This is a genomic window from Chitinophaga sp. Hz27 (assembly GCF_042263525.1).
Lineage (GTDB): Bacteria > Bacteroidota > Bacteroidia > Chitinophagales > Chitinophagaceae > Chitinophaga.
This window is the reverse complement of the sequence record NZ_JBHKFJ010000005.1, coordinates 184,992-204,835: the sequence shown is the minus strand read 5'-3', so window position 1 is coordinate 204,835 and position 19,844 is coordinate 184,992. Positions and strand designations below refer to the sequence as shown.

The 19,844-nt window shown below is 43.9% G+C and carries 22 protein-coding genes; 16 read left to right on the top strand and 6 right to left on the bottom strand.

Annotation, left to right across the window (positions count from 1 at the left end):
• Positions 1 to 174 precede the first annotated feature (174 nt).
• From ACE38W_RS12950 to ACE38W_RS12940, 3 genes are read left to right on the top strand one after another with little or no spacing between them, the layout of a single operon-like run.
• Complete coding sequence (locus ACE38W_RS12950) at positions 175 to 609, top strand: hypothetical protein (RefSeq protein ID WP_375831436.1); 435 nt, start codon at positions 175 to 177, stop codon at positions 607 to 609.
• Positions 610 to 638: 29 nt separating this feature from the next.
• On the top strand, positions 639 to 1,088 hold the full coding sequence (locus ACE38W_RS12945) for a hypothetical protein (protein ID WP_375831434.1): 450 nt from the start codon (positions 639 to 641) through the stop codon (positions 1,086 to 1,088).
• A 31-nt stretch (positions 1,089 to 1,119) separates the two neighbouring features.
• Positions 1,120 to 2,697: a tyrosinase family protein gene (locus ACE38W_RS12940; RefSeq protein WP_375831433.1), complete on the top strand. Its 1,578-nt coding sequence runs from the start codon at positions 1,120 to 1,122 to the stop codon at positions 2,695 to 2,697.
• 113 nt (positions 2,698 to 2,810) lie between these two features.
• On the opposite strand, the gene ACE38W_RS12935 is transcribed toward ACE38W_RS12940, so the two are convergent.
• Positions 2,811 to 4,160, bottom strand: a complete 1,350-nt coding sequence (locus ACE38W_RS12935; protein WP_375831431.1) for a vanadium-dependent haloperoxidase — start codon at positions 4,158 to 4,160, stop codon at positions 2,811 to 2,813.
• Between the two features lie 239 nt (positions 4,161 to 4,399).
• Between ACE38W_RS12935 and ACE38W_RS12930 the strand changes: the two genes are divergently transcribed.
• Complete coding sequence (locus ACE38W_RS12930; protein WP_375831429.1) at positions 4,400 to 4,918, top strand: DUF2199 domain-containing protein; 519 nt, start codon at positions 4,400 to 4,402, stop codon at positions 4,916 to 4,918.
• A gap of 15 nt (positions 4,919 to 4,933) precedes the next feature.
• On the opposite strand, the gene ACE38W_RS12925 is transcribed toward ACE38W_RS12930, so the two are convergent.
• Entirely contained in the window at positions 4,934 to 5,332 is a 399-nt protein-coding gene (locus tag ACE38W_RS12925) for a hypothetical protein (protein ID WP_375831427.1), read from the bottom strand.
• A 148-nt stretch (positions 5,333 to 5,480) separates the two neighbouring features.
• Here ACE38W_RS12925 and ACE38W_RS12920 point away from each other — a divergent pair, with 148 nt between their 5' ends.
• The 12 genes from ACE38W_RS12920 (at position 5,481) to ACE38W_RS12865 (ending at position 17,399) form a co-directional block, all read left to right on the top strand.
• A complete protein-coding gene (locus ACE38W_RS12920) occupies positions 5,481 to 5,981 on the top strand; it encodes a MarR family winged helix-turn-helix transcriptional regulator (protein WP_375831425.1) in 501 nt (166 codons plus the stop codon).
• A 51-nt stretch (positions 5,982 to 6,032) separates the two neighbouring features.
• Positions 6,033 to 6,926, top strand: a complete 894-nt coding sequence (locus ACE38W_RS12915) for a DMT family transporter (protein WP_375831423.1) — start codon at positions 6,033 to 6,035, stop codon at positions 6,924 to 6,926.
• A gap of 105 nt (positions 6,927 to 7,031) precedes the next feature.
• Positions 7,032 to 8,447: a serine hydrolase gene (locus tag ACE38W_RS12910; RefSeq protein WP_375831422.1), complete on the top strand. Its 1,416-nt coding sequence runs from the start codon at positions 7,032 to 7,034 to the stop codon at positions 8,445 to 8,447.
• A gap of 92 nt (positions 8,448 to 8,539) precedes the next feature.
• Complete coding sequence (locus ACE38W_RS12905) at positions 8,540 to 9,016, top strand: hypothetical protein (RefSeq protein WP_375831420.1); 477 nt, start codon at positions 8,540 to 8,542, stop codon at positions 9,014 to 9,016.
• Between the two features lie 5 nt (positions 9,017 to 9,021).
• The gene (locus ACE38W_RS12900; RefSeq protein WP_375831419.1) at positions 9,022 to 9,681 is read left to right on the top strand and encodes a hypothetical protein; all 660 of its coding nucleotides are present in this window, start codon (positions 9,022 to 9,024) and stop codon (positions 9,679 to 9,681) included.
• Positions 9,682 to 9,763: 82 nt separating this feature from the next.
• A complete protein-coding gene (locus tag ACE38W_RS12895; protein WP_375831418.1) occupies positions 9,764 to 10,771 on the top strand; it encodes a sensor histidine kinase in 1,008 nt (335 codons plus the stop codon).
• The gene (locus ACE38W_RS12890; protein WP_375831416.1) at positions 10,768 to 11,529 is read left to right on the top strand and encodes a LytR/AlgR family response regulator transcription factor; all 762 of its coding nucleotides are present in this window, start codon (positions 10,768 to 10,770) and stop codon (positions 11,527 to 11,529) included. The genes ACE38W_RS12895 and ACE38W_RS12890 overlap by 4 nt, the downstream gene beginning before the upstream one ends.
• A 174-nt stretch (positions 11,530 to 11,703) precedes the next feature.
• On the top strand, positions 11,704 to 13,017 hold the full coding sequence (locus ACE38W_RS12885; RefSeq protein WP_375831415.1) for a TolC family protein: 1,314 nt from the start codon (positions 11,704 to 11,706) through the stop codon (positions 13,015 to 13,017).
• A 2-nt stretch (positions 13,018 to 13,019) separates the two neighbouring features.
• Positions 13,020 to 14,120 carry an efflux RND transporter periplasmic adaptor subunit gene (locus ACE38W_RS12880; protein ID WP_375831414.1) on the top strand — a complete coding sequence of 367 codons (1,101 nt, stop codon included), beginning with the start codon at positions 13,020 to 13,022 and terminating at the stop codon, positions 14,118 to 14,120.
• Positions 14,121 to 14,123: 3 nt separating this feature from the next.
• Positions 14,124 to 15,368 carry an ABC transporter permease gene (locus ACE38W_RS12875; protein WP_375831413.1) on the top strand — a complete coding sequence of 415 codons (1,245 nt, stop codon included), beginning with the start codon at positions 14,124 to 14,126 and terminating at the stop codon, positions 15,366 to 15,368.
• 10 nt (positions 15,369 to 15,378) lie between these two features.
• Complete coding sequence (locus ACE38W_RS12870) at positions 15,379 to 16,062, top strand: ABC transporter ATP-binding protein (protein WP_375831412.1); 684 nt, start codon at positions 15,379 to 15,381, stop codon at positions 16,060 to 16,062.
• Positions 16,063 to 16,409: 347 nt separating this feature from the next.
• The gene (locus tag ACE38W_RS12865) at positions 16,410 to 17,399 is read left to right on the top strand and encodes a helix-turn-helix transcriptional regulator (RefSeq protein WP_375831410.1); all 990 of its coding nucleotides are present in this window, start codon (positions 16,410 to 16,412) and stop codon (positions 17,397 to 17,399) included.
• A 74-nt stretch (positions 17,400 to 17,473) separates the two neighbouring features.
• Here ACE38W_RS12865 and ACE38W_RS12860 read toward each other — a convergent pair whose 3' ends face one another.
• The 4 genes from ACE38W_RS12860 to ACE38W_RS12845 form a co-directional block, all read right to left on the bottom strand.
• Positions 17,474 to 17,932, bottom strand: coding sequence for a hypothetical protein (locus ACE38W_RS12860; RefSeq protein ID WP_375831408.1), 459 nt, complete (start codon positions 17,930 to 17,932; stop codon positions 17,474 to 17,476).
• A gap of 63 nt (positions 17,933 to 17,995) precedes the next feature.
• Positions 17,996 to 19,141 (bottom strand): DUF6597 domain-containing transcriptional factor, encoded by a 1,146-nt coding sequence (locus tag ACE38W_RS12855; protein WP_375831407.1) that lies wholly within the window; start codon positions 19,139 to 19,141, stop codon positions 17,996 to 17,998.
• Between the two features lie 26 nt (positions 19,142 to 19,167).
• Positions 19,168 to 19,302 (bottom strand): hypothetical protein, encoded by a 135-nt coding sequence (locus ACE38W_RS12850; protein ID WP_375831405.1) that lies wholly within the window; start codon positions 19,300 to 19,302, stop codon positions 19,168 to 19,170.
• On the bottom strand, positions 19,302 to 19,631 hold the full coding sequence (locus ACE38W_RS12845; protein ID WP_375831403.1) for an antibiotic biosynthesis monooxygenase family protein: 330 nt from the start codon (positions 19,629 to 19,631) through the stop codon (positions 19,302 to 19,304). The genes ACE38W_RS12850 and ACE38W_RS12845 overlap by 1 nt, the downstream gene beginning before the upstream one ends.
• Positions 19,632 to 19,844: the final 213 nt, after the last annotated feature.

Here is a 19,844-nt window from a genome sequence, read left to right as displayed (position 1 = left end):
CGCAGAACCCTTATTGTAACTGTTGATCGCAAGGTTATCTTAAAATTTACTTCGCCTGGCCCAATGTTGTAGCTTAATAGCTATGACACTGAGTTGTATGTCTGTTCTTATGTGAAAACCCTTCCTCACCGCAGGACCGGATATCTATTGTTCATATATTAAATCTTTTCTCTCATGGAAAAAGGACCTGTTATCCAACGCTCCATTTGGTCGTACCGGAGTTTCTACAACAATGCGGACCTCAATACTAATCTTAAGGATCTCGAATTGGGCGACGGCACACTACAGCTCAATATTTCCTCTGATGGCCGTATCAGTGGAACGATTGGTACCGCTGGTGAATGGAGCCTCAACATCACTGGGAAATTGCTAAATACAAATCCGCAGGGCATGAGCTTTATCGGTACTGGAATGAATAAAGCCGGCACTGGTCAGGCACTCTGGGAATATGGTTATGAGTTTTATTATCTGCCCAAAATTAGTGGTGGTATCAATCAGGCTACAGTACTGGCTGGATCAGTGGTACGACTGAAAGATCATCCAGGATTGGATGGTACCGGAAACCATAAAGCTGGCGTAGTAGGTACTGCTTATTCCGTATTGCGTTAATGCCTTCGATATCATTTTAATATCTGGTTATGGCAACTGAAACTACTTGTAATTGTTGCAGTACTAAACCTTCTGCAGATAATACGTGGCAGCAGGTTTCTGTGAAATCCGCCAGGAGTCTGCCTTCGGTGTTATTAAGTATACTCATTGCCTTTTTTCCTAAATGCCCTGTTTGCTGGGCGGTATATATGAGTATGTTTGGTAGCATTGGACTGGCAAAACTGCCATTTCTACCCTGGCTATTACCTGTATTCACTGGATTGCTGTTATTTCATCTAGCTATGCAATACAGAAATATCCGCACGAAAGGAATATTACCTTTTTGCTGCAGCGTGGCAGGAGTGACTTGTTTGTTACTCTCCAGGTTTATGTTCCCTGGCATTAAGCCTATGATGTATGCTGGTATGGCGTTTATCATACTAGGGTCCTTAATGGCTTCCTTTGCAAAACGTCCGCTTAAAGTGCAAGTATTACATTGATTATTTACTCTTCTTAAAAATTTAAGTTCTTATGGCTACTAACAATGAACCTCGAATTCGTCGTTCCATTCGGGAACTGGAAAAAATGTATAAGGATGGAAATAAAGAACCCTTGGAGAAACTGATGATTGCCTGGAAAGGTATCAAGGAGCTGCCTCCGGATGATAAAAATTCCATGTTCAATATCGGGGGTTATCATGGCGAACCTTTCAGAGGGAAAGGAGCAACAGAAGGTGATTATTGGGGTGGTTACTGTAATCATGGAAATGTCCTTTTTCCAACGTGGCACCGCGCTTACCTATACAATATCGAAAATGCGTTGCGCAGCATTCCTGGCTGTGAAGATGTAACACTTCCATATTGGGACGAAACAGAGGAGCAGTCTATCAATGGCGGCGTACCCTTCTCGCTGACAGATGAAAAAGTGTCACTACCCGGATTTGGTGAAATCAATAATCCACTTCGTTCCTACAAATACCAGAAAAGAATTAACGACAATGTAAGCGGCGATAACAGCATTTATACAAAACCTGAAGGCACCGTCACCGTAAGATATCCGTACTCCGGCCTTTTTGGTACGCCTGAAGCAGAGAAGGCATCACAGATACATAACGATAAAATTAGCCCGCGAAATGGCGTACTTATCCTAAACTCCAACGTATCTGGTTGGATGCGCGCCACTATTAAATTACCGGCTATCGCCGAAAGATTGAAATTGGGTGGGGTGGCGAAACTCTTTGAGTTATGCCTGGACGCACCTAACTATACTGTATTTTCCAATACCACCTCCGCGAAACAATGGAACAATGATCATAAAACACAAGTAATTGTTCCTTTGGAGGCTCCTCATAATGACATCCACCTTGCTGTTGGAGGATTCGACGTTCCTGATCTTGACCCGGATAGTTTTTCACCATATCCAGGCGCCAATGGCGATATGGGCGAGAATGATACCGCAGCTTTTGATCCTATCTTCTATTTCCACCACTGCAACATAGATCGTATGTTTTGGGTATGGCAAAAGAAAATGGACCTAAGAGACAAGCTGGAGATAATGCCGAAATATCCCGGCACTTTCAGTGGCGACACAAATGATCCACCTCCATATCCGTATGATATGAATGTTCCACTGGATAATAACTCCAAGCTGGATCCATTTATAAATCCTAAAACCAAGCAAACCTTTATCTTTTCAGAAGTAGTGAATATTGAGAAAGATCTGGGATATACCTACTCAATAGGAACACTTGATAAAGAAAACTGGGGCACCCTGAATCTGGCTGCAGAACAGCCATTGACCACCAAAAAGCTGCGCGTGTCGAATGTGAATAGGGGAAATATTTTTGGTTCCTTTGTTATCAGAGCTTTTGCGAATTATGAAGGTAAAGAATATTATATCGGTCATCATTCAGTGCTAAGTCGCTGGAATGTATTGGGCTGTGCTAACTGTAGGGCAAGTATTAATACAGAAGCACATTTCAACCTGGGAGAGTTGGCGGATATACTCAAACCTGAAGATTACAGAATTGTAATCACCGGTAGAGATCAATTCCAGGCACGATTAGCGGAAACCCTGGCTGCTACACCTATTCAGGTAGATATTATCTAAGTCTGAAAGTATACACAGCAATCATTAACAGATTAGCCATATGTAGTTTGAGAAAAAAGGGTTTGCGGCAGTAGTGCTGCAAACCCTTACTTTTTTGATTTCTATTATGCTACTTAATAGCGCAACGATAGAACTCTCGCTGCAAGTTGCTTGCCAGTGGCCTTTCCGGCCTCGCTGTCAAACTCATAGTGAATACCGCCATATATTCTGGAGATGGCTGCTTCGTCGATCATGGCATTGAAGGAAGAGAAGGAGCGAGGTGCAAATCCTTCCGGAACTTTTTGTCTGTCAGTAAAACTAAAGCTGTTGCCGAAAACTCCTGCCAGTACTGTTCCTGCAGCACCTGTGAAGGTGGCATGGCCGGAAGTAAAAGAAGGGAAGGGAGGCGTGGCAATCAGTGGTGTCCAGCTACTGTCTATATACCTGTTGATATAAGTTACCGGCCTGATGGTGTTGTAATGGTATTTATATTTCCAGCAGAGGATACCGGCATCATTCAGACTGATACCTGTTTGTGCAAACAATGCAGCAGCTTGTGATAGCCCCAGGTGCTGGTCTGCCGCCAATTGTGCAGCAATAGCTATCAAATGACCAGGAGGTGTAAATGTACCACCACCATCTGCCCAATACAATGCAATAGTTGTTTCTTCCGGTGTTAAGGTCAAGCGTTTTTGATATACCAGGTGAGCAGCCTGATAAAATGCGGAAGTCGTGTCTGTTGCAAACGTTGGTGGAAGCAAGATCACAGAATCTGATGCAGCAGGTTTCAACAAGGTGCGGTTATTGCCCCAATAGGGCAGCATAGCGGATTGGAATTGTGGCGGTGTTGGTACCCAAAGTCCAGGGCCAACAGGAGGGATGTAGCTGGATGGAAAATTATTCAGATAACCATCTTTGCCACCATCGCTGGCAGACCATTGGTAGATACTGTCTGCTACCTGTTTTCCATACGCAACAGACCTTGTGATGATGGTGGTACTACAACTGTCCGTATAGGCCTGCTGGTTAGTACTTTCCAGCTGCGCGATCAACTGCTGGTTAGCCGCGCTGGCATTAGGAAATAGGCTGCGGATAATCTGTGCCATCGCGCTGTTGGCCACTACCGGCCAGCTATAAGTTTGCTGGCGGTTATAGGGAGGAACAGACTGTAATCCATTCAATTGGCCTACGAGCGATACCGCATACCTTGAATTGCCCAATACCGCTTCATGTAGTGTAATGCCTGTATAAGCAATAGCGCGTGCTGCAATGGGCGGTGTAAATCCTGGTGTTTCTTTAATCAGCTTCAACTCCAGCTGATACCAGGATACCGGCACTGCGGTGGCACTATTGCCGAAACTTTCTACTACTATAGCGGCCTTGTCGGATGCTGACTGCAGCCGGGTATCCTGCTTACTACAGGATGCCAAACCCAATAACAGTACAATTCCCAGGAAACGGGAGAACAAACGAATTGGTTTCATTTTGGTTTTTTTAGATGAGTACAAAAAAGATATGTCTGAACTGCAGCTTGTACCACGTGGTCAAAGCTTTACCACAACAGGGTTACAACTGCTTTCAATTGTATTTCCTTCAGCTCCGGATAACTGAAGAATGATTATTCTGAGTACCTAAAATTAATTTTTCACTACGCATCCAATTGGCGTAATGAAAAAAACTTAATCGGGAGATTGCTTATTTTGCAGCTGTAATTAAAACCTATATGACAAAATATATCTGTGCCTGCTGTGGTAAAGAACATGAAGAATGGCCTGCGTTGGGCTTCAGCGCACCAACTGCTTATGCTGAACTCTCGGCGGAAGAAAGAGCCGATGAAGATTTCGCAATGCTAACATCCGACCTTTGCGCGATTTGTCACCCGGACCAGATTGATCGTTTTATACGTGGCGTGCTTATTCAGCGAGTAAATGATCATTGTGATACGCTCGAATATGGCGTCTGGACAACCTTAAGCGAAAAAAGCTTTAAAGATTACTATAATAATTTCGAAAACCCAGACCATGAAGCCGTCTATTTCGGCTGGTTGGCGAATAACCTGCCAGACTATACCTTCGAAACTTCCATTCCTTTAAACGTAGTGTACACGGGTAAAGGACAACGCCCTGAATTGGTGCCACATGAAAGCCATGATCATCCTTTTGTGCGAGATTATTATAACGGTATCAGCAAAGCGGAGGCAGAGCGCCGCATTGCCGCTATGCTGGCTAACAGTAAAGGATAAACGTAATATTATTTACTAAAAGAATAATATCCATAACACCGCCGCAGTATTCGTAGGACCAGGCTTCAGCCCAAGGAATTTGGCATATTGCCGGATGGTTAACACCGTCTTCATCTTACCCAGAAAACCATTGTTCAACACACTGAATTTGGAATTATATCCGGATGGGTTAGACTTTTGCATGGGAATAATATTATTCCTGTCCAGCAGATAAGAAGTCACCAACTTAGCTACAGAAGTCTGTTGTTTAGTACTCAGACCAAGAGACGGTGTAAGCGTTTTCATGATCTTGGTAGTTGTGGAGGCCACATTTACCACCCCAGTAGCTGTATTGGTCACTGTCTTAATACTTTGTCCCTTTACAGCTGCTGCCTGCCAGCAAATAAACAGTAATAGTATCCATAAGTGTTTCATAGCTCGATGGATTAAAAATGATGATAACTTTTCACTTCTCTTCTAACAAGCATTTGTAATATTAGTTTATGTGGATGCCCGCCGGGTTTTGAGCAATAATTGAGTATCTGCTGAAATGTTGTATATTTGTATAACCAGTTATATATTTATGGAAGACAACGATTTTCTCAGAGCGCTTTCATATGCGGGCATATCCAGCAGGATAAAGCGTTTGAGCGACGCGCTTCTGTATGGTACCAAGGAATTTTACAAAACGATAGGAACTGATATTGAGCCTAACTGGTACCTTGTATTTCGATTATTAAAAAAGCATAAGCAACTATCCATAAAAGAAGTAGCAGCACGAATGCAGTTTTCTCATCCGGCAAGCATCAAAATTATCCGGAACATGCAGCAGAAAGGCTACCTGGAGGTAGTAACTGATACTGTCGATTCCAGGAAACAACTGATATCATTGTCGGCAAAGGCGAAAAAAGCTATGCCCCGCTTAGAAAAATATTGGGACGCCGGACTCGCCACCATGAAGGAGTTGCTGGAGGATAATGAAGCATTCTCCTCGCTGCTGGCAAAATTCGAAGATAAAGTACAGGAAAATGGATTTAAAGAAAGGGCATTAAGGCATCTAAAAAAAACACAACGGAAAAAATAAATTAACCAGTACTGGTGATCAGTATTAATTTTTTATACAGACGGTTTTAAGATGGTGAGATATATTTTGATGGTGCTTGGAGGCGCCGTGAGTTTTGGGATACTGTCTTCTTTTGTAAAACTGGCCTACCAGCATGGTTACAATACCGCACAGATTTCTTTTTTACAAGCGCTGATAGGCGCTATCGTATTATGGGTCGTTTTCGTTATATCTAAAAAGCCCGCTGCCCACCGTAAGCAGATCCCAATGCTGCTGATGACCGGCGCCACTATTGGCATCGCTACCTTCCTCTATTATCTCTCCGTAGAATTCATCCCGGCATCCTTAGCCATCGTCATATTGATGCAGTTTACCTGGATAGGCATGCTCATAGAATGGGTCCTGTTTAAAAAGAAACCTTCTTATTCCGAACTGCTCATCGCTGCGGTCATACTCTTTGGTACCTGTATGGCTAGTGGCATATCCTTTACTGACGGAGCCTCGCTGCCACTGAAGGGTATTTTGATCGTGTTGGCTGCATCATTGGTATACGCTATTTATATCGTTGCCAACAGCAGGATAGGGCGTGATATCTGCTGGCAGAACAAAAGTGCGTGGATCATGACCGGCGCCGCTACCGCCATCTGGATGATGAATCTCCAATCAATCAGCTATCATCTTCTGATGGAAATAGACTTGCTTCGCTGGTGTATATTCCTGGCCTTTTTTGGTACCATACTTCCTCCCATACTGTTTGCTATCGGCATTCCTAAAGTAGGCGCCACTGTTAGCAGTTTACTCATGACCATAGAATTACCCGTTGCGGCATTGTCCGCACACTTTATCCTCGGCGAAGCAATCACTGAGCTGCAATTGACAGGTATTGCCATCATGCTGATTGCCATCATGACGATGAATTTTATCAGGTCGGCCAGACAAAAGAAAGAAACAATGACAGTATATTGATCATCTTTCCATGTCATCATTTAAACAACTATTTGCGCTTATATTTGGTAAATAGATGCAACTATTTGCTTAGGAACGTTTCTTTCATGTACCCAATTTTTATTTATGAAGATATTTGGCTGTACACTGGTTGCGCTCATGGCCGCTGGTCCAATTGTTATTGCGCAGGAACATCCTGATAGTATTATTGCCAGGGAGATGCGTACCCGCCGTATCCCTGGTGTACAACTAGCCGTAGTGAAAGACGGCCGGCTGGTATATCGCAAAAGCTATGGCATTGCCAGCCTCGAAAATAATCTACCTGTTACCGACAGTACAATCTTCTCTATAAACTCCTGTACTAAAGCATTTACGGGAATAGCCATCATGCAGCTGGTGCAGACGGGAAAATTAAATCTCAATGCGCCGGTCGCCGATTACCTCGATAGCCTGCCTGAAGCCTGGAAGCCTGTCACCATACGTCAGCTACTCACTCATATTTCAGGACTGCCAGATATTCTACGGGTACCTGATGAGTCAGAAGAGTCCAAAGCCTGGCAGGAGGTGAAAGCTATGCCCATGGAATTCCCGACGGGCACACAATACAGCTACAATCAAACTAATTACGCCTTGCTGGCCAGGATCATTACCAAACTAAGCGGGCAACCTTTTACAAACTATTATCAGCAGCATATCTTCCAGCAATCGGATATGCGCAATACATTATATGGAGATTTCTATAGTGTTATTCCTCATAGTACAGAAACTTATCGCTATACCAGTAGAATGTATGGTGTTATGCTCGATTCGCCGCAGCTTAGCAGAAACTATGAAGTATTTGCGCCCTACCGGCGAGCCGCTTCAGGACTGAAATCCACTGTTACAGATCTTGCAAACTGGATCATCGCATTGCAACGTGGCAAACTACTGTCAGACAGCGCGCTTAAGATTTTATGGACGCCGGGGAAGTATAACAACGGCCAGCCTACACAATGGGCGCTGGGATGGGTCACCCGGCCACGGGCGGAACATAGGGCCGTAATGGCCTCCGGTGGCGGACGTGCAGCCTTTTTCGTATATCCGGAAGATAAAATGGCCGTTATAGTCCTGACCAACCTCGCAGGCGCATACCCCGAAGATTTTATTGACGAAGTGGCTGGCTATTTCAATCCGGCTATCCCTCAGGCTGATCCCATCACCGTACTTAAAACCAGACTTCGTATAGCCGGCTACGATAAAGCCGTTGCTATCGTGCAGCAGGAACAAAAGAAAAATAAGCAATTCCTGCTGCCAGAAGATGACCTCAATGACTGGGCTTACCGCATGATGAGCCTGGGGCAACTCACTGAGGCTACGGCCATTTTTGGACTCAACGTCTATCTGTACCCTGCCAGCTGGAATGCATATGACAGCTATGGAGAAGTACTGATGCGTAGCGGCCGTAAAACAGAAGCCATCAAAATGTACCAACACTCCCTGGAACTCAATCCCGATAATAAAAACGGCGCACGTATCCTTCAGGCATTACAATCCGCACAGTAGCGCGCCACTGCCGTATAATTGCATCCATCACTTTTGGGCATTAAAGGAAAAGTTGTATATTAAATCTTTCTCTGCATAAAAAAACGGCATATATGGATGCACGCAGCATTACAGAAACCAGGTTTGGCTTGTTGAAAGCCGGCCAGGGGCCTGAAAATACAATTTTCTGGGAAGGAAGTTATGAGGCTGGTGAAGATATGGTGATCGTATATATTCAATCTGGCAGTACAGGTATCTCTTCTGAAACAATTCAGTTGGCAGAAGAAATTGTACTCGCGGCGGAAGTCTTTGTTATGAAGGCCAGGGAACATATCCTGGAATCATTCATCACAGATCCTGCAAAATACCTGCAGTCAGAACAGGAACACCGATATCTCCATTTAGATCCTGAGCAGCTTCCACTGGAAATGCCGGAATTGATTTTTTATGATGGAGATGAAGAATGGATGCTACGCTTCGCCGACGGCGATTTCGCCATCTGCGACCCCTTCGGCATCGCTGTCAGCTTTAAAAATAAGGAAGTACTCCGACTGGAAGACCTCTCCGACAGTGAAGAAATCGACCAATAACCTACATGGAACGCAACTGGGACTATATAGAATCTTTCGAGGAATTTACAGCACAATATGGCGACTTTTTCCAGCAAGACACTGAATCGCACGACTGTGCCGTCAGAAATGCCTATACTGCCTATGTCCGCAGGCAGGAGGGCGTGATTTTGTCAGATAAATATTTTGAAATACCTCCCAACAACTATATCGACCATAAAAGTATCCGCTTCTATTATAATTATTTTGATATAAAAGCAGCAACAGAAGAATTATATTTTCTGGTGCGCCCACCAGAAGCGCATGCAGCCTATTGCAGAATAATCCCCGTTGCTAATGGCTTTGAAGTAGTTGCCCGTTGGTGCCGGCTTTTCAATAAAGAAATGACCGTGACTTTGTCGCCCCAACAAGGCCAGCTCCTCTACCAATTACTTACAACCGTACTGGAAAAACCAGTACCTGCCCCCGCAGAAAGAATGAAGGTAAAAGGGACTTACTATGATATCGCACGATGGCAGGTAAATCGTTTGCCACAGGTAGTCTGCAAATACGCGCCCACCGTTGGTAGCCCGGCTCACAAAATAGCCATAGTACTCACTTTGCTATTGGAATATACTGAAGCCAAACAACCGGCAACGCTAACATCTCTGCTCGAACAAGCCACTCATCTTTATGATATTCTCTGATAGCTGCCCGCTTTAAGTGTTATTTTGCCCTGTTTAGCCATCCTCAGCAAGGCAGACATCCATTATTCGCTATTTTTACACTGTGAAGAAAAATTATTGGTTACCGGGATGTATCGTATCGTTGGGCGTAACGCTCATCGGCACTTCTCCGCGCCTGGTTAAGCTGGAAGTAATCCCCTGGGACACAGTAGCCATCACCATCCTCTACAATTTTCTGTTTTCCATGAGCTGCTGGATATCGCATATCTATATGCTCCGTAACATGAAAGATGTTACCGGCAAAGCAGCGAGGTTTTGGCTGATGGTGCTGGCGGTATCGATCATGGGCATCTTTCAGCTGCCCTATGATTGGGTTTTCTCAAAGGTGACACAGAACATCCTATTATACCAGGACCTTAGCCATCGTCAAAAGATAGAACTACTGCTCGTACGAGGCTTCGAATTCAGTGCGCTCATCTTCCTCATCGTCAACTACCTGCGCATGATTCTTCTCCGCCAGCGACAGGCAGAAGAAATCGCCCAACTCAAAGAAACACGATTAGAAGCATCGCTGTCATCCCTCAAAGAACAATTAAGTCCACACTTCCTTTTTAATACGCTCAATACCCTGCATTCGCTTACCCAGGAGGAAACAGCACGCTCTTTTATAGACGCGCTGGCAAACGTTTACAGGTACGTGTTACAATATAAAAACATCAACCTGGCAACATTGCAGCAAGAACTGGAACTGGTAGAAAATTATCTCTACATACTTAAAACGAGATTGGAAGATGCTATTATAGTAGATATGCAGATGGATCAATCGTTGATACATACCAAGATACCTCCACTCACTTTGCAGCTGTTGATAGAGAACGCCGTGAAGCATAATGTGGCCAGCGTTTCCAGGCCACTGTCTATTCATATCACCTACGAAGGCAACGAGTGGTTGGTCATCAGCAATAATTTTCAACCTAAGTCGAGTGTGAGCACCACTACCGGCAATGGCCTCAGCAACATCATGCAGCGCTACCGGTTATTATGCGACAAAGATATTATCATTGAAAAAACAACAACAGCTTTTACTGTTAAACTGCCCGTGATAAGATGAAAGTACTGATCATTGAAGATGAAGCGAAAGCCGCCAGGGAACTGGCCTCCATGCTGAAAGAGCTGGAGGAAGATATTGAGATCATTGCTACTACTGACTCCATCGAACAAACAGTATCCTGGTTGCAGGAGCATCCTGCGCCAGACCTGATTTTTTCGGATATACAACTAGCCGATGGCCTCTGCTTTGAAATATTCCAACAACAGGAAGTAAAGAGCCCTGTAATCTTTTGCACCGCCTTCGATGAATACCTGATGAATGCCTTTGATACTAATGCCCTCAGTTATCTGCTCAAACCCGTCACCAAAGAGAAAGTTAGTAAGGCATTGCAAAAGTATCAGGATATGAAAGCAGTCTTTCAGCCAACAGCTGGGCAAGAGCAACTGCAACAACTCATCGGTCAGCTCAGGATCAATTATAAATCAGCATTGCTGGTATACGAAAAAGAAAAAATCATCCCTGTACAAGTTAAGGATATTGCCTGCTTCTATCTGGACAAATCGCAGGTACATCTTACTACCTTACAACATCAGCATTATGTGCTGTCCACCTCTTTAGATGAATTGGAAAAAATGATTGATCCGGTATTGTTTTTCCGTGCCAACAGACAATTTTTGATCAACAGAAATGCCATTGCCAACGCCGCCCGATTCTTCGCCCGTAAGCTGGTATTACAACTGACTGTTGAAACACCTGAAACAGTGGTGGTAAGCAAAGCCCGCGCAGCACAGCTGCTGCAATGGATGGAAGGTAGCTGAGTGCCCGCTTCAACAGCGAATTTGTCCGCCTGACATATAAACACCTTTCTTTAATAAGATGATTACTTCAACTTTATGCCATAAATAAAACAGGTGCTATCGGCATAATAGCAATGATTTTCGTGCATCCGTTGCTGTTATATAAACAACTGATAGTCCCTGTTCCCCTTGTATATGAAACGAATACTTTTTTTAATAGGATGCCTGTGCCTTTCCCGCTTTGCCAACGCGCAGGTACGGTTTAACTCCCTGGAAGAGATCTGGCGTTATGCCGATAAAAACAACATACAGCTGTTAACAGCTGCCGGTAATAAAAGTATGGCCGCAGATAATGTAAAGCAAGCCTATGGCGCATTACTGCCTACAGTTACCGCCACCGGGGGCTTCACCGACAACGTGAAGATACAGTCGACATTAATACCAGCAAACCTATTCAATTCCGCGGCGCCGCCCGGAACCTTTACCCAGGTAGCCTTTGGGACGAAATATATTTATAACGGTGCCGTGGCAGCACAGCTGAATATATTGAATACGCAAGACTGGTTCCACATACAGGCTGCAAAGCTGAACGAAGAACTCTCCGCACAGAATATGGCCAAAACCAAGGCAGACCTGTATGCTCAGCTGGCCAATGCCTACTATTCCTACCTGCTATTGCAGGAAGCGGCTCACCTCTCCGAAGAAAATCTACATACAACTGCTGCCATATACGAACTCTCTGATAACAAATATAAAGATGGACAGATCAGCGAGGTAACCTTGAATACCGCCAGGATCAACAAGGAAAAAGCTATGAAAAACAGGGAGGTAGCCTTGCAGCAACAGGCCGTGCAACTCAATAACCTGAAACTCATGCTGAATATTAAGGATAGCCTGTCGCTGGCCACAGTGCTTACCACACTTGAATTGCAGACCAGTGATAAAAAGAATTTTGAAGAAGATCCTGCTATCCGTATCGCCTATACGCAGTTACAACTTTCAAAAAATAATCTGCGTAATTCCAGGGCTGCACTGAATCCTACCTTATCTGCCTTTTATCAGTACAGTACACAGATAGCATCGAATGAATTTGTGAAGTTTGGGAATAGTAACAACATGCCCGCTCAATATTGGGGCCTGCGACTGTCCGTGCCTGTGTTTAGCGGTAATACCAAACGATATGAAATTGCAAAGAATAAAACAGATTATAGTAATAAACAATTGTTGTATGATAATGCCAGACTACAATCCGATATCAATGATCAAAATTTGTTGATCAACTATCACAGCACGCAACAGGCATTTCTCCGTGCCCGGGACATCCTGGACCTATACCGGAAAAATGATGGACATGCCACCTTACAATTACAGGAAGGTATCATCTCCCTGGACGACAGATTAAAAGTATTCTCTGACCTGATCACCAATCAAAACGAATACCTGCAAAGTATGAGCGATTATTTCATACAGGAATATAATATGCAGGTACGTCAGACAAAATTTCAATAAATATGAACTGGAAAATAATTGCTATAAGTGTTTTTTCTGTTGGAATCGTTTCCTGTAAAGGAAAGACAGAAACCTATGTGTCGCCGGTGACAGGCCCTGTTACAGAAGCGGTTTTTGCACCCGGCCATATTGAAGCCGGTAAACAGTTTTCGCTGGTAGCTTATTTTGATGGCTATATCCGCGAGGTACCCGTAACAGAAGGTGATCTTGTCAAAACAGGACAACTGATAGTAAAGCAGGATAACACCACTTCCCTGATACAGCAGCAGGCCGCCGCCGAAAACTTGCAGATCTCTCAACAACAGGCTGGTGAAGCTTCTGGCGTCTTGCAACAGTTGCAGGCACAACTACGATCTGCCGAGCAAACATTGCAAAATAACAGAACGCAGTACGATCGTATGGCACGGCTGCTAGCCACGCATTCCGTATCTAAAGTTGATGCAGACAATGCAAGACTGGCCTATGAAAATGCCGCCGCCAACGTTGATGCGCTTCAACAAAACATTGCCGCTACTAAGCTGAATTTGCAGCAGTCGGTAGTAAACAGCCGCAGCACCCAGCAAACAGCTGCTGCTAATACCCAGTATTATAACCTGGTGGCCCCGGGTAACTATAAAGTATATACGCTGCTGAAGCGCAAGGGCGACTTCGTAAAAAAAGGCGAAGTAGTAGCAATGATGGGCAATCCTGACAGCATGATCGTAGTACTGAACATAGATGAAACCAGCGTCGCCAAAGTACAGTTGCAACAAAAAGTACTGGTGGCGCTCAATACAGAAAAGAGTAATACCTATGTCGCGCATATCTCCAGGATATATCCGCAATATGATGAAAATCTGCAGGCATACAAGGCAGAGGCCATCTTTGATACCGTGCCGCCACGGTTGATCAATGGTACGCTGCTACAGGCCAACATCATCGTTGGGAGTAAAGATAAAGCGCTGTTAGTGCCAAGGGCTTGTTTGAGCCCAGACAGTAAAGTCATCGTTCGCAGAGATAAAAAGAATGATACCATCCTCGTAAAACCAGGAATCATATCTACAGATTGGGTGGAAATTCTGCAAGGAGTAAATACTTCAGATAAATTACTTAAAGCATACTGATGTATGAAGAAGAATATTAATACAGAGATTGCGTTCACGTATCTTACCTCCCGGCCGAAACAGACCATTGTAGCAGCTTTGGGGGTGACATTCGGTATCAGTATGTTTATCTTCATGAACTCACTGATCAAAGGTACCAACGACTGGTCGGAGAAGATCATGCTTAACAGCACGCCACATCTGCGGCTATATCACGATAATGAAATGAGTACTCCGGATATGCTCAACAGGTACCTGGGCAATAAAACGTATAACCTTATCAGTAATCCCCAGTTGGTATACAGCGATAACCGTGTCACCAATCCGGATGCGGTCATGCAACAGCTGCAAACCTGGCCGGAAGTAACAGCCATCAGCAAGCAGGTAAGCGCCAACGTTATTTATTCCAGCGGCAACGTACAGGAAAATGGTAGCGTGTATGGTATCAATGTGCCGCAGCAGGATAAAATGTTTGATATCACCAGTACCATGGTGTCGGGCACGGTAAGAGATTTACAGGATAACCAGCAGGGGATCATGATTGGCGCCGGCCTTGCAGAAAAACTCAATCTTAAAAAAGGGGATTACATCACACTCACAGCATCCAATGGTATCAGAAAGCGTTTAACCGTAACCGGTATCTTCAAAACCACAATCAAGGCCGTTGATAATACCAAAAGCTATGCTAATATCGCCATCTCCCAACAGCTATTGCAGAAAGACAGGAGTTATATAACAGACATCTACATCAACATAAAAGATCATAAGCAAACAAAAGATATTGCAGCAGCCATGCAAGCGCGTACCGGCTATACGGTAGAAACCTGGCAAACCAGTAACCAGCAGGCTTTGGCCGGACAAATCATTCGTAACGTTATTGCCAACGCCATGGTGATCACCATCCTTGTAGTGGCCGGATTTGGTATCTATAATATCCTCAATATGGTCATCTATGAGAAAATTAAAGAAATCGCTATCCTTAAGGCAACTGGTTTCCAGGGTGCTCATGTAACGGGCATCTTTATACGTCAGGCATTGCTGATAGGCCTGATAGGCGTTATGACGGGCATGTTTTTCGGCTGGTTAATATCGCTGGCTGTATCCAGGATTTACCTGGGACTAGGCAGTGTGGCCTATCTGCCGATGGCCTTTGAATGGCCCATTTATTTCCAGGGCGGCCTGTTTGGGATGGTAACCGCCTTCTTTGCAGGATATATCCCGGCGCTGAAAGCGTCAAAAGTAGACCCGGTACAGATTATCAGAGGATAAAAGCATGCGTATGAACACAGCACTGAAAGCAGAAAAGATCAATAAATATTTCTATGCCCCTGAAAAATTCAAGGCGCTACAAGAAGTGAGTTTTGAGGTTAATAAAGGTGAATTCGTATCCATCACAGGGAAATCAGGTTGTGGAAAATCCACCTTGTTATATATCCTCTCTACCATGGATACAGACTATGAAGGCATGCTTTCTCTGAACGGAGAGCCCATCACCGGTAAATCGCAGAATGCCCTTGCAGCCTTTAGAAATGAGCATCTAGGTTTCGTATTCCAGTTTCACTATCTGTTGCCAGACTTCAGCTGTTTGAAGAACGTAATGATACCCGCACTAAGATTGGGGCATAAAACAAGAGAAGAGATAGAATATAACGCTTACGAGCATCTGAAAAATTTGGGAGTAGGAGAGCAGGCCCTGAAGGCTGCGTCCCGAATATCCGGCGGTCAGCAGCAACGTGTAGCCATTGCCAGGGCGCTGATCAATAATCCGGCTATTATTATGGGCGATGAGCCCACCGGTAACCTCGATAGTAAAAACACCGCTGTTGTATTCGATATTTTTAAACGGCTGGCGGCTGAAGAACATAAAACGATTATCACCGTTACCCACGATAATGACTTTGCCATGCGCAGTGACAGGGTTATTGATATGATGGATGGACATATCATTCACCATGGCCACTAAGCGGAGATTTCGTTAATTTCTGTTAATGACATAACAATTTACCTCCTTCATTCGTTTCTATCACGGTGCGAAGTTTTCCTAAGCACTGCTGAATCAAATAGCAATTATCAAATTGATAAAGCCTTCTCCACTCTGTAGAGACAGGCTTTATCTTTTTTTATATATCAACCTACCTTTCTCAAAAGGAAAATAAATTACCATAAACGGAAATATGATTTTGCCGGATGCACCATGACAAAGGATTTTCCCATATTGAAAAAATAAGTTCCGGTTCTCGAAAGTATTCCCGCCCGCTAATCCCTTAATATTGCCATGTTCACCTATTCTGTAATTAATAGAAAAAACCATTGCCCGCAATTTTACCTGCCAATACAACACTATTCCATGCCTGCCCCTTTAATATCAGTGGAAGCGAAACGCTGCGTCATCGTAAACATGCGCTGGTGCAAAATGGACACTCCGGTACCATCCAGGAAGTCCTGAGTCCTGACGGTATTAACCTGGGCTATTACAATATTCGATCAAACCAGGATGGCAGCGTGATATTTGCTAACCAGCAGCCCTTCCTGCAATTGAGCTATACATTAAGCGGCAGTAAAAGTTATCGGGTAGACAATGGCAATCGCTTACTAGCAACCGTAGGAAAGCAACAATATAACTACCTGTTTCTTCCGGAAGAGGAAATACAACTCAGCTGGAAAGCAGATGAACCACTAGAGATATTTGAACTGGGTATGACGCCGGAGCTATTGCTGAATATGATGCCGGAAGAACATCCACTATTCCCCATTTTTCAGGATAGCCTTGCTCGTAATACACCTGTTCAGCTGAGTGAAAATAATCTGCCTTTATCTGCAAATATCAGCACCATACTTTATGATATGTTAAACTGCCCTCTGGATGGGCGTTATCAGCAATTATTCCTAAAGGCAAAAACAACAGAACTCCTCGCCATTCAGCTAAAGCATTATGAAGAAATGGTTGGAATGAAGAAGAAAGAAACTTATTCCAGGGCCTTAAAAAAGGAAGATATAGAACGTATGTATCTTGCCAGGGATATTATTATCAGGAACATTAATAGCCCCTGCACCTTAATCGATCTATCTCATCAGGTAGGCACCAACGACGCCTATTTGAAAAGCCACTTTAAACAGGTATTTGGTACTACCGTTTACGGCTATCTGCAAAATATAAAAATGACACATGCCCGCGAATTATTAACGGAAGGCAAAAGCGTTTCAGAAGTAGCATATCTCTCAGGATACAAGCACACGGCGCATTTTACAAGGGCCTTTAAAAAACACTTCGGATTTTCTCCTGGCGTAATGAAACGATAAAGCCACCTGGTGTAAAGTGCCGGACGCAGTAATACCTGCGCCCAGCAAGGCATAGATGATGATAGTTATATATACTAAGGATTCGCTGTCTGCTTATTACTGCTGAAATATCTCACCTTATACACCAGAGCAATAACCAGTAAGACACCTTGTAAACAACCGGTGAATTCGAAGAAAAAATTATCCGGCATTTCATACATGGGAGGTGGAAATAATTGTAACAACTCCTGTTTTCCAAGTCCTGAAAAGAACAAGATATTTTTTAAGAGATGATTGTAAACACCTTCGTATATGCCTATAAATATTACAGGAAATATAATCGTGACTACCTGGAAAAGCAGCAACCATATGCGTTTCCCGTTCCTGGTATACATCCTGTAAAGTACCCATTCCGCTATTACGATCGGCATGGCAAATAGCGCAGTATATATCCTGAATTGTTGTGGGTAGATAAGGGCGCCATAAAAATGATGAAGAATGGTAGTGCCCATGATAGCTAAAGTGAAAATATAAAACTTATGTAAGTCTTTCATGACTATGATTTTCACCAAAGGTAGTCACATCGCTTATGGGGCCTTTGTATGGAATTTACTTGCTCAGAGCTGCACCATGCGCGGGCAGGTGGCGCCGGTATTGAGATAGGCGGTAGGTGTAAAGCCGGAAAAGCGGCTAAACTGACGATTGAAATGTGCCTGGTCAAAATAAGACTCACTCCAGTTATAGCCAGACAAGCGCGCAGTTGGCAATAAGGATATGGCTTGAATACTATTGGAGAAAAGATGGATTTGCTGAAATACTTTTGGTGTAACGCCAACGCGCATACGAAAAAGGTGAATCAGATGTTTCTGAGAGTACCCGCTCTTTTCCACTAATAGTGGTAGCGGCTGATCGATGTTTGTTATTAGGTAACGTATTACTTTCGCTTCTATCGGAAGCGCCTCAGTTGCGCTCAACTTAGTAATAAAAAATTGAGCTACTTGCTCAAACAACCACTTGGTACTATGCAGGCAGGCGGTCATCCATTCGGTGATTTCCTTGCCTAGTAAGGGAGTGGCATCAATTGCCTTATTCAATATTTCTTGCTGTGGAATGCCGGTGCAGGCGAAAAGGCCATCAGGTTGAAAACGTACAATCACACGATGTATCCTGCTTTCCTGCGGCAATAATAACGGTGCGTCTCGCTGTCCGATGAGCAGCGCGGTGGCATTATTTAGGTTAAGGATTAACTGAGCAAAGCCATCTGGTAACAGCTTCTCGGACTGATAGCTATGGTTGGTGCAGGCATAGTAAACCATGCTTTCAATTACATGCTGAAGGTTAGCAGGTACCGGAAAACTTTCCAGGATAATGTTGTTTTGTTGCCAGCGTTGCAGTTCTTGGGTGAGTGCATTCGTACGGCAAGAAGTGCCCTGGCTTCTTTTAATCAATTCAGTATGATGTTGTGTAATCAAAGGAGATGCGGAAAGGGAGAGCTGTCCGGCAAATTGCAGCAGCTGATATTTGGAGGGGAGTAGCTGGCCCTGTTCCATTTGCAGCAGAGCGGGCAAAGGAATATGGCTGATGCCCGCAAATTGCTGCGGCGAATAACCTGCATTTTCCCGCATGTTCCTGATATGTATGCCCAACGAATCCATGTCAGCGCTGACTTTCCTTAAAGTTAGGATGATTTTGGCAGTAAATTTTGTAGATTTTTTACCTGTATGATAAATAAAAAAGGATGTCTTCCTTTTTATAGAAGACATCCCGATAAATTAATGCATAAGTAGACTCATGGTACTTCTTTCGCTACCCAGTAGAAAAATACCAGCCATAGTAGTCCTTTGATCAGGAAGAACATAAATCCCCAGAATCCGAGGCGTTTGAGCCATAAGTATATTTTTTCTTTTCTGGTAGGTGTTTCCATTATTCGCTTATTACCTGGTATATTTTAAAGTCGCTACGCATAGGCGCCGGCTGGCCTGCTGCTTTTGCTTTTGCAAGATCTTCAAAACCGCGTTTGTGTCCTGCAATGAAAGCCTCGGATTTTGTCCAGTCTTTAAATGCTTGTTCATTCTCCCAATAGCTGACGATGAGATAATCATCTTCTGGCTTTGCAGGGCGCAGTACATGCATGTTGATGAATCCTGGCATAGTGTCGATGGCGTGGGTACGGGAAGCAAACAACTGCTCAAACCTCGCGGTATAATCCTCGTTGCAATGTATGTAATTGATCGCTACAAAATTCTTATTCATTTTACAGTTTTTTATTGAGATGCCAAAGGTATAATTGTCATCAATATGTCATGATCCGTTTCGGGAATTTAGTTTACCATATCGGGAGAAGCTTCCTGTTAAGCCGAAAATCGAAATCTCGATAGAGGCCAGCTAACAGTTAGCCATATACGATTCTTATGAGGGGCGATTTGTCCTATTGAGTCAAGACGATTTTTGCACCAATGCATGGAG

Coding starts and splice junctions, on each gene's coding strand:
- ACE38W_RS12950 (WP_375831436.1), top strand. CDS start 175: ATGGAAAAAGGACCTGTTATCCAACGCTCCATTTGGTCGTACCGGAGT.
- ACE38W_RS12945 (WP_375831434.1), top strand. CDS start 639: ATGGCAACTGAAACTACTTGTAATTGTTGCAGTACTAAACCTTCTGCA.
- ACE38W_RS12940 (WP_375831433.1), top strand. CDS start 1,120: ATGGCTACTAACAATGAACCTCGAATTCGTCGTTCCATTCGGGAACTG.
- ACE38W_RS12935 (WP_375831431.1), bottom strand. CDS start 4,160: ATGAAACCAATTCGTTTGTTCTCCCGTTTCCTGGGAATTGTACTGTTA.
- ACE38W_RS12930 (WP_375831429.1), top strand. CDS start 4,400: ATGACAAAATATATCTGTGCCTGCTGTGGTAAAGAACATGAAGAATGG.
- ACE38W_RS12925 (WP_375831427.1), bottom strand. CDS start 5,332: ATGAAACACTTATGGATACTATTACTGTTTATTTGCTGGCAGGCAGCA.
- ACE38W_RS12920 (WP_375831425.1), top strand. CDS start 5,481: ATGGAAGACAACGATTTTCTCAGAGCGCTTTCATATGCGGGCATATCC.
- ACE38W_RS12915 (WP_375831423.1), top strand. CDS start 6,033: ATGGTGAGATATATTTTGATGGTGCTTGGAGGCGCCGTGAGTTTTGGG.
- ACE38W_RS12910 (WP_375831422.1), top strand. CDS start 7,032: ATGAAGATATTTGGCTGTACACTGGTTGCGCTCATGGCCGCTGGTCCA.
- ACE38W_RS12905 (WP_375831420.1), top strand. CDS start 8,540: ATGGATGCACGCAGCATTACAGAAACCAGGTTTGGCTTGTTGAAAGCC.
- ACE38W_RS12900 (WP_375831419.1), top strand. CDS start 9,022: ATGGAACGCAACTGGGACTATATAGAATCTTTCGAGGAATTTACAGCA.
- ACE38W_RS12890 (WP_375831416.1), top strand. CDS start 10,768: ATGAAAGTACTGATCATTGAAGATGAAGCGAAAGCCGCCAGGGAACTG.
- ACE38W_RS12885 (WP_375831415.1), top strand. CDS start 11,704: ATGAAACGAATACTTTTTTTAATAGGATGCCTGTGCCTTTCCCGCTTT.
- ACE38W_RS12880 (WP_375831414.1), top strand. CDS start 13,020: ATGAACTGGAAAATAATTGCTATAAGTGTTTTTTCTGTTGGAATCGTT.
- ACE38W_RS12875 (WP_375831413.1), top strand. CDS start 14,124: ATGAAGAAGAATATTAATACAGAGATTGCGTTCACGTATCTTACCTCC.
- ACE38W_RS12870 (WP_375831412.1), top strand. CDS start 15,379: ATGAACACAGCACTGAAAGCAGAAAAGATCAATAAATATTTCTATGCC.
- ACE38W_RS12860 (WP_375831408.1), bottom strand. CDS start 17,932: ATGAAAGACTTACATAAGTTTTATATTTTCACTTTAGCTATCATGGGC.
- ACE38W_RS12855 (WP_375831407.1), bottom strand. CDS start 19,141: ATGTCTTCTATAAAAAGGAAGACATCCTTTTTTATTTATCATACAGGT.
- ACE38W_RS12850 (WP_375831405.1), bottom strand. CDS start 19,302: ATGGAAACACCTACCAGAAAAGAAAAAATATACTTATGGCTCAAACGC.
- ACE38W_RS12845 (WP_375831403.1), bottom strand. CDS start 19,631: ATGAATAAGAATTTTGTAGCGATCAATTACATACATTGCAACGAGGAT.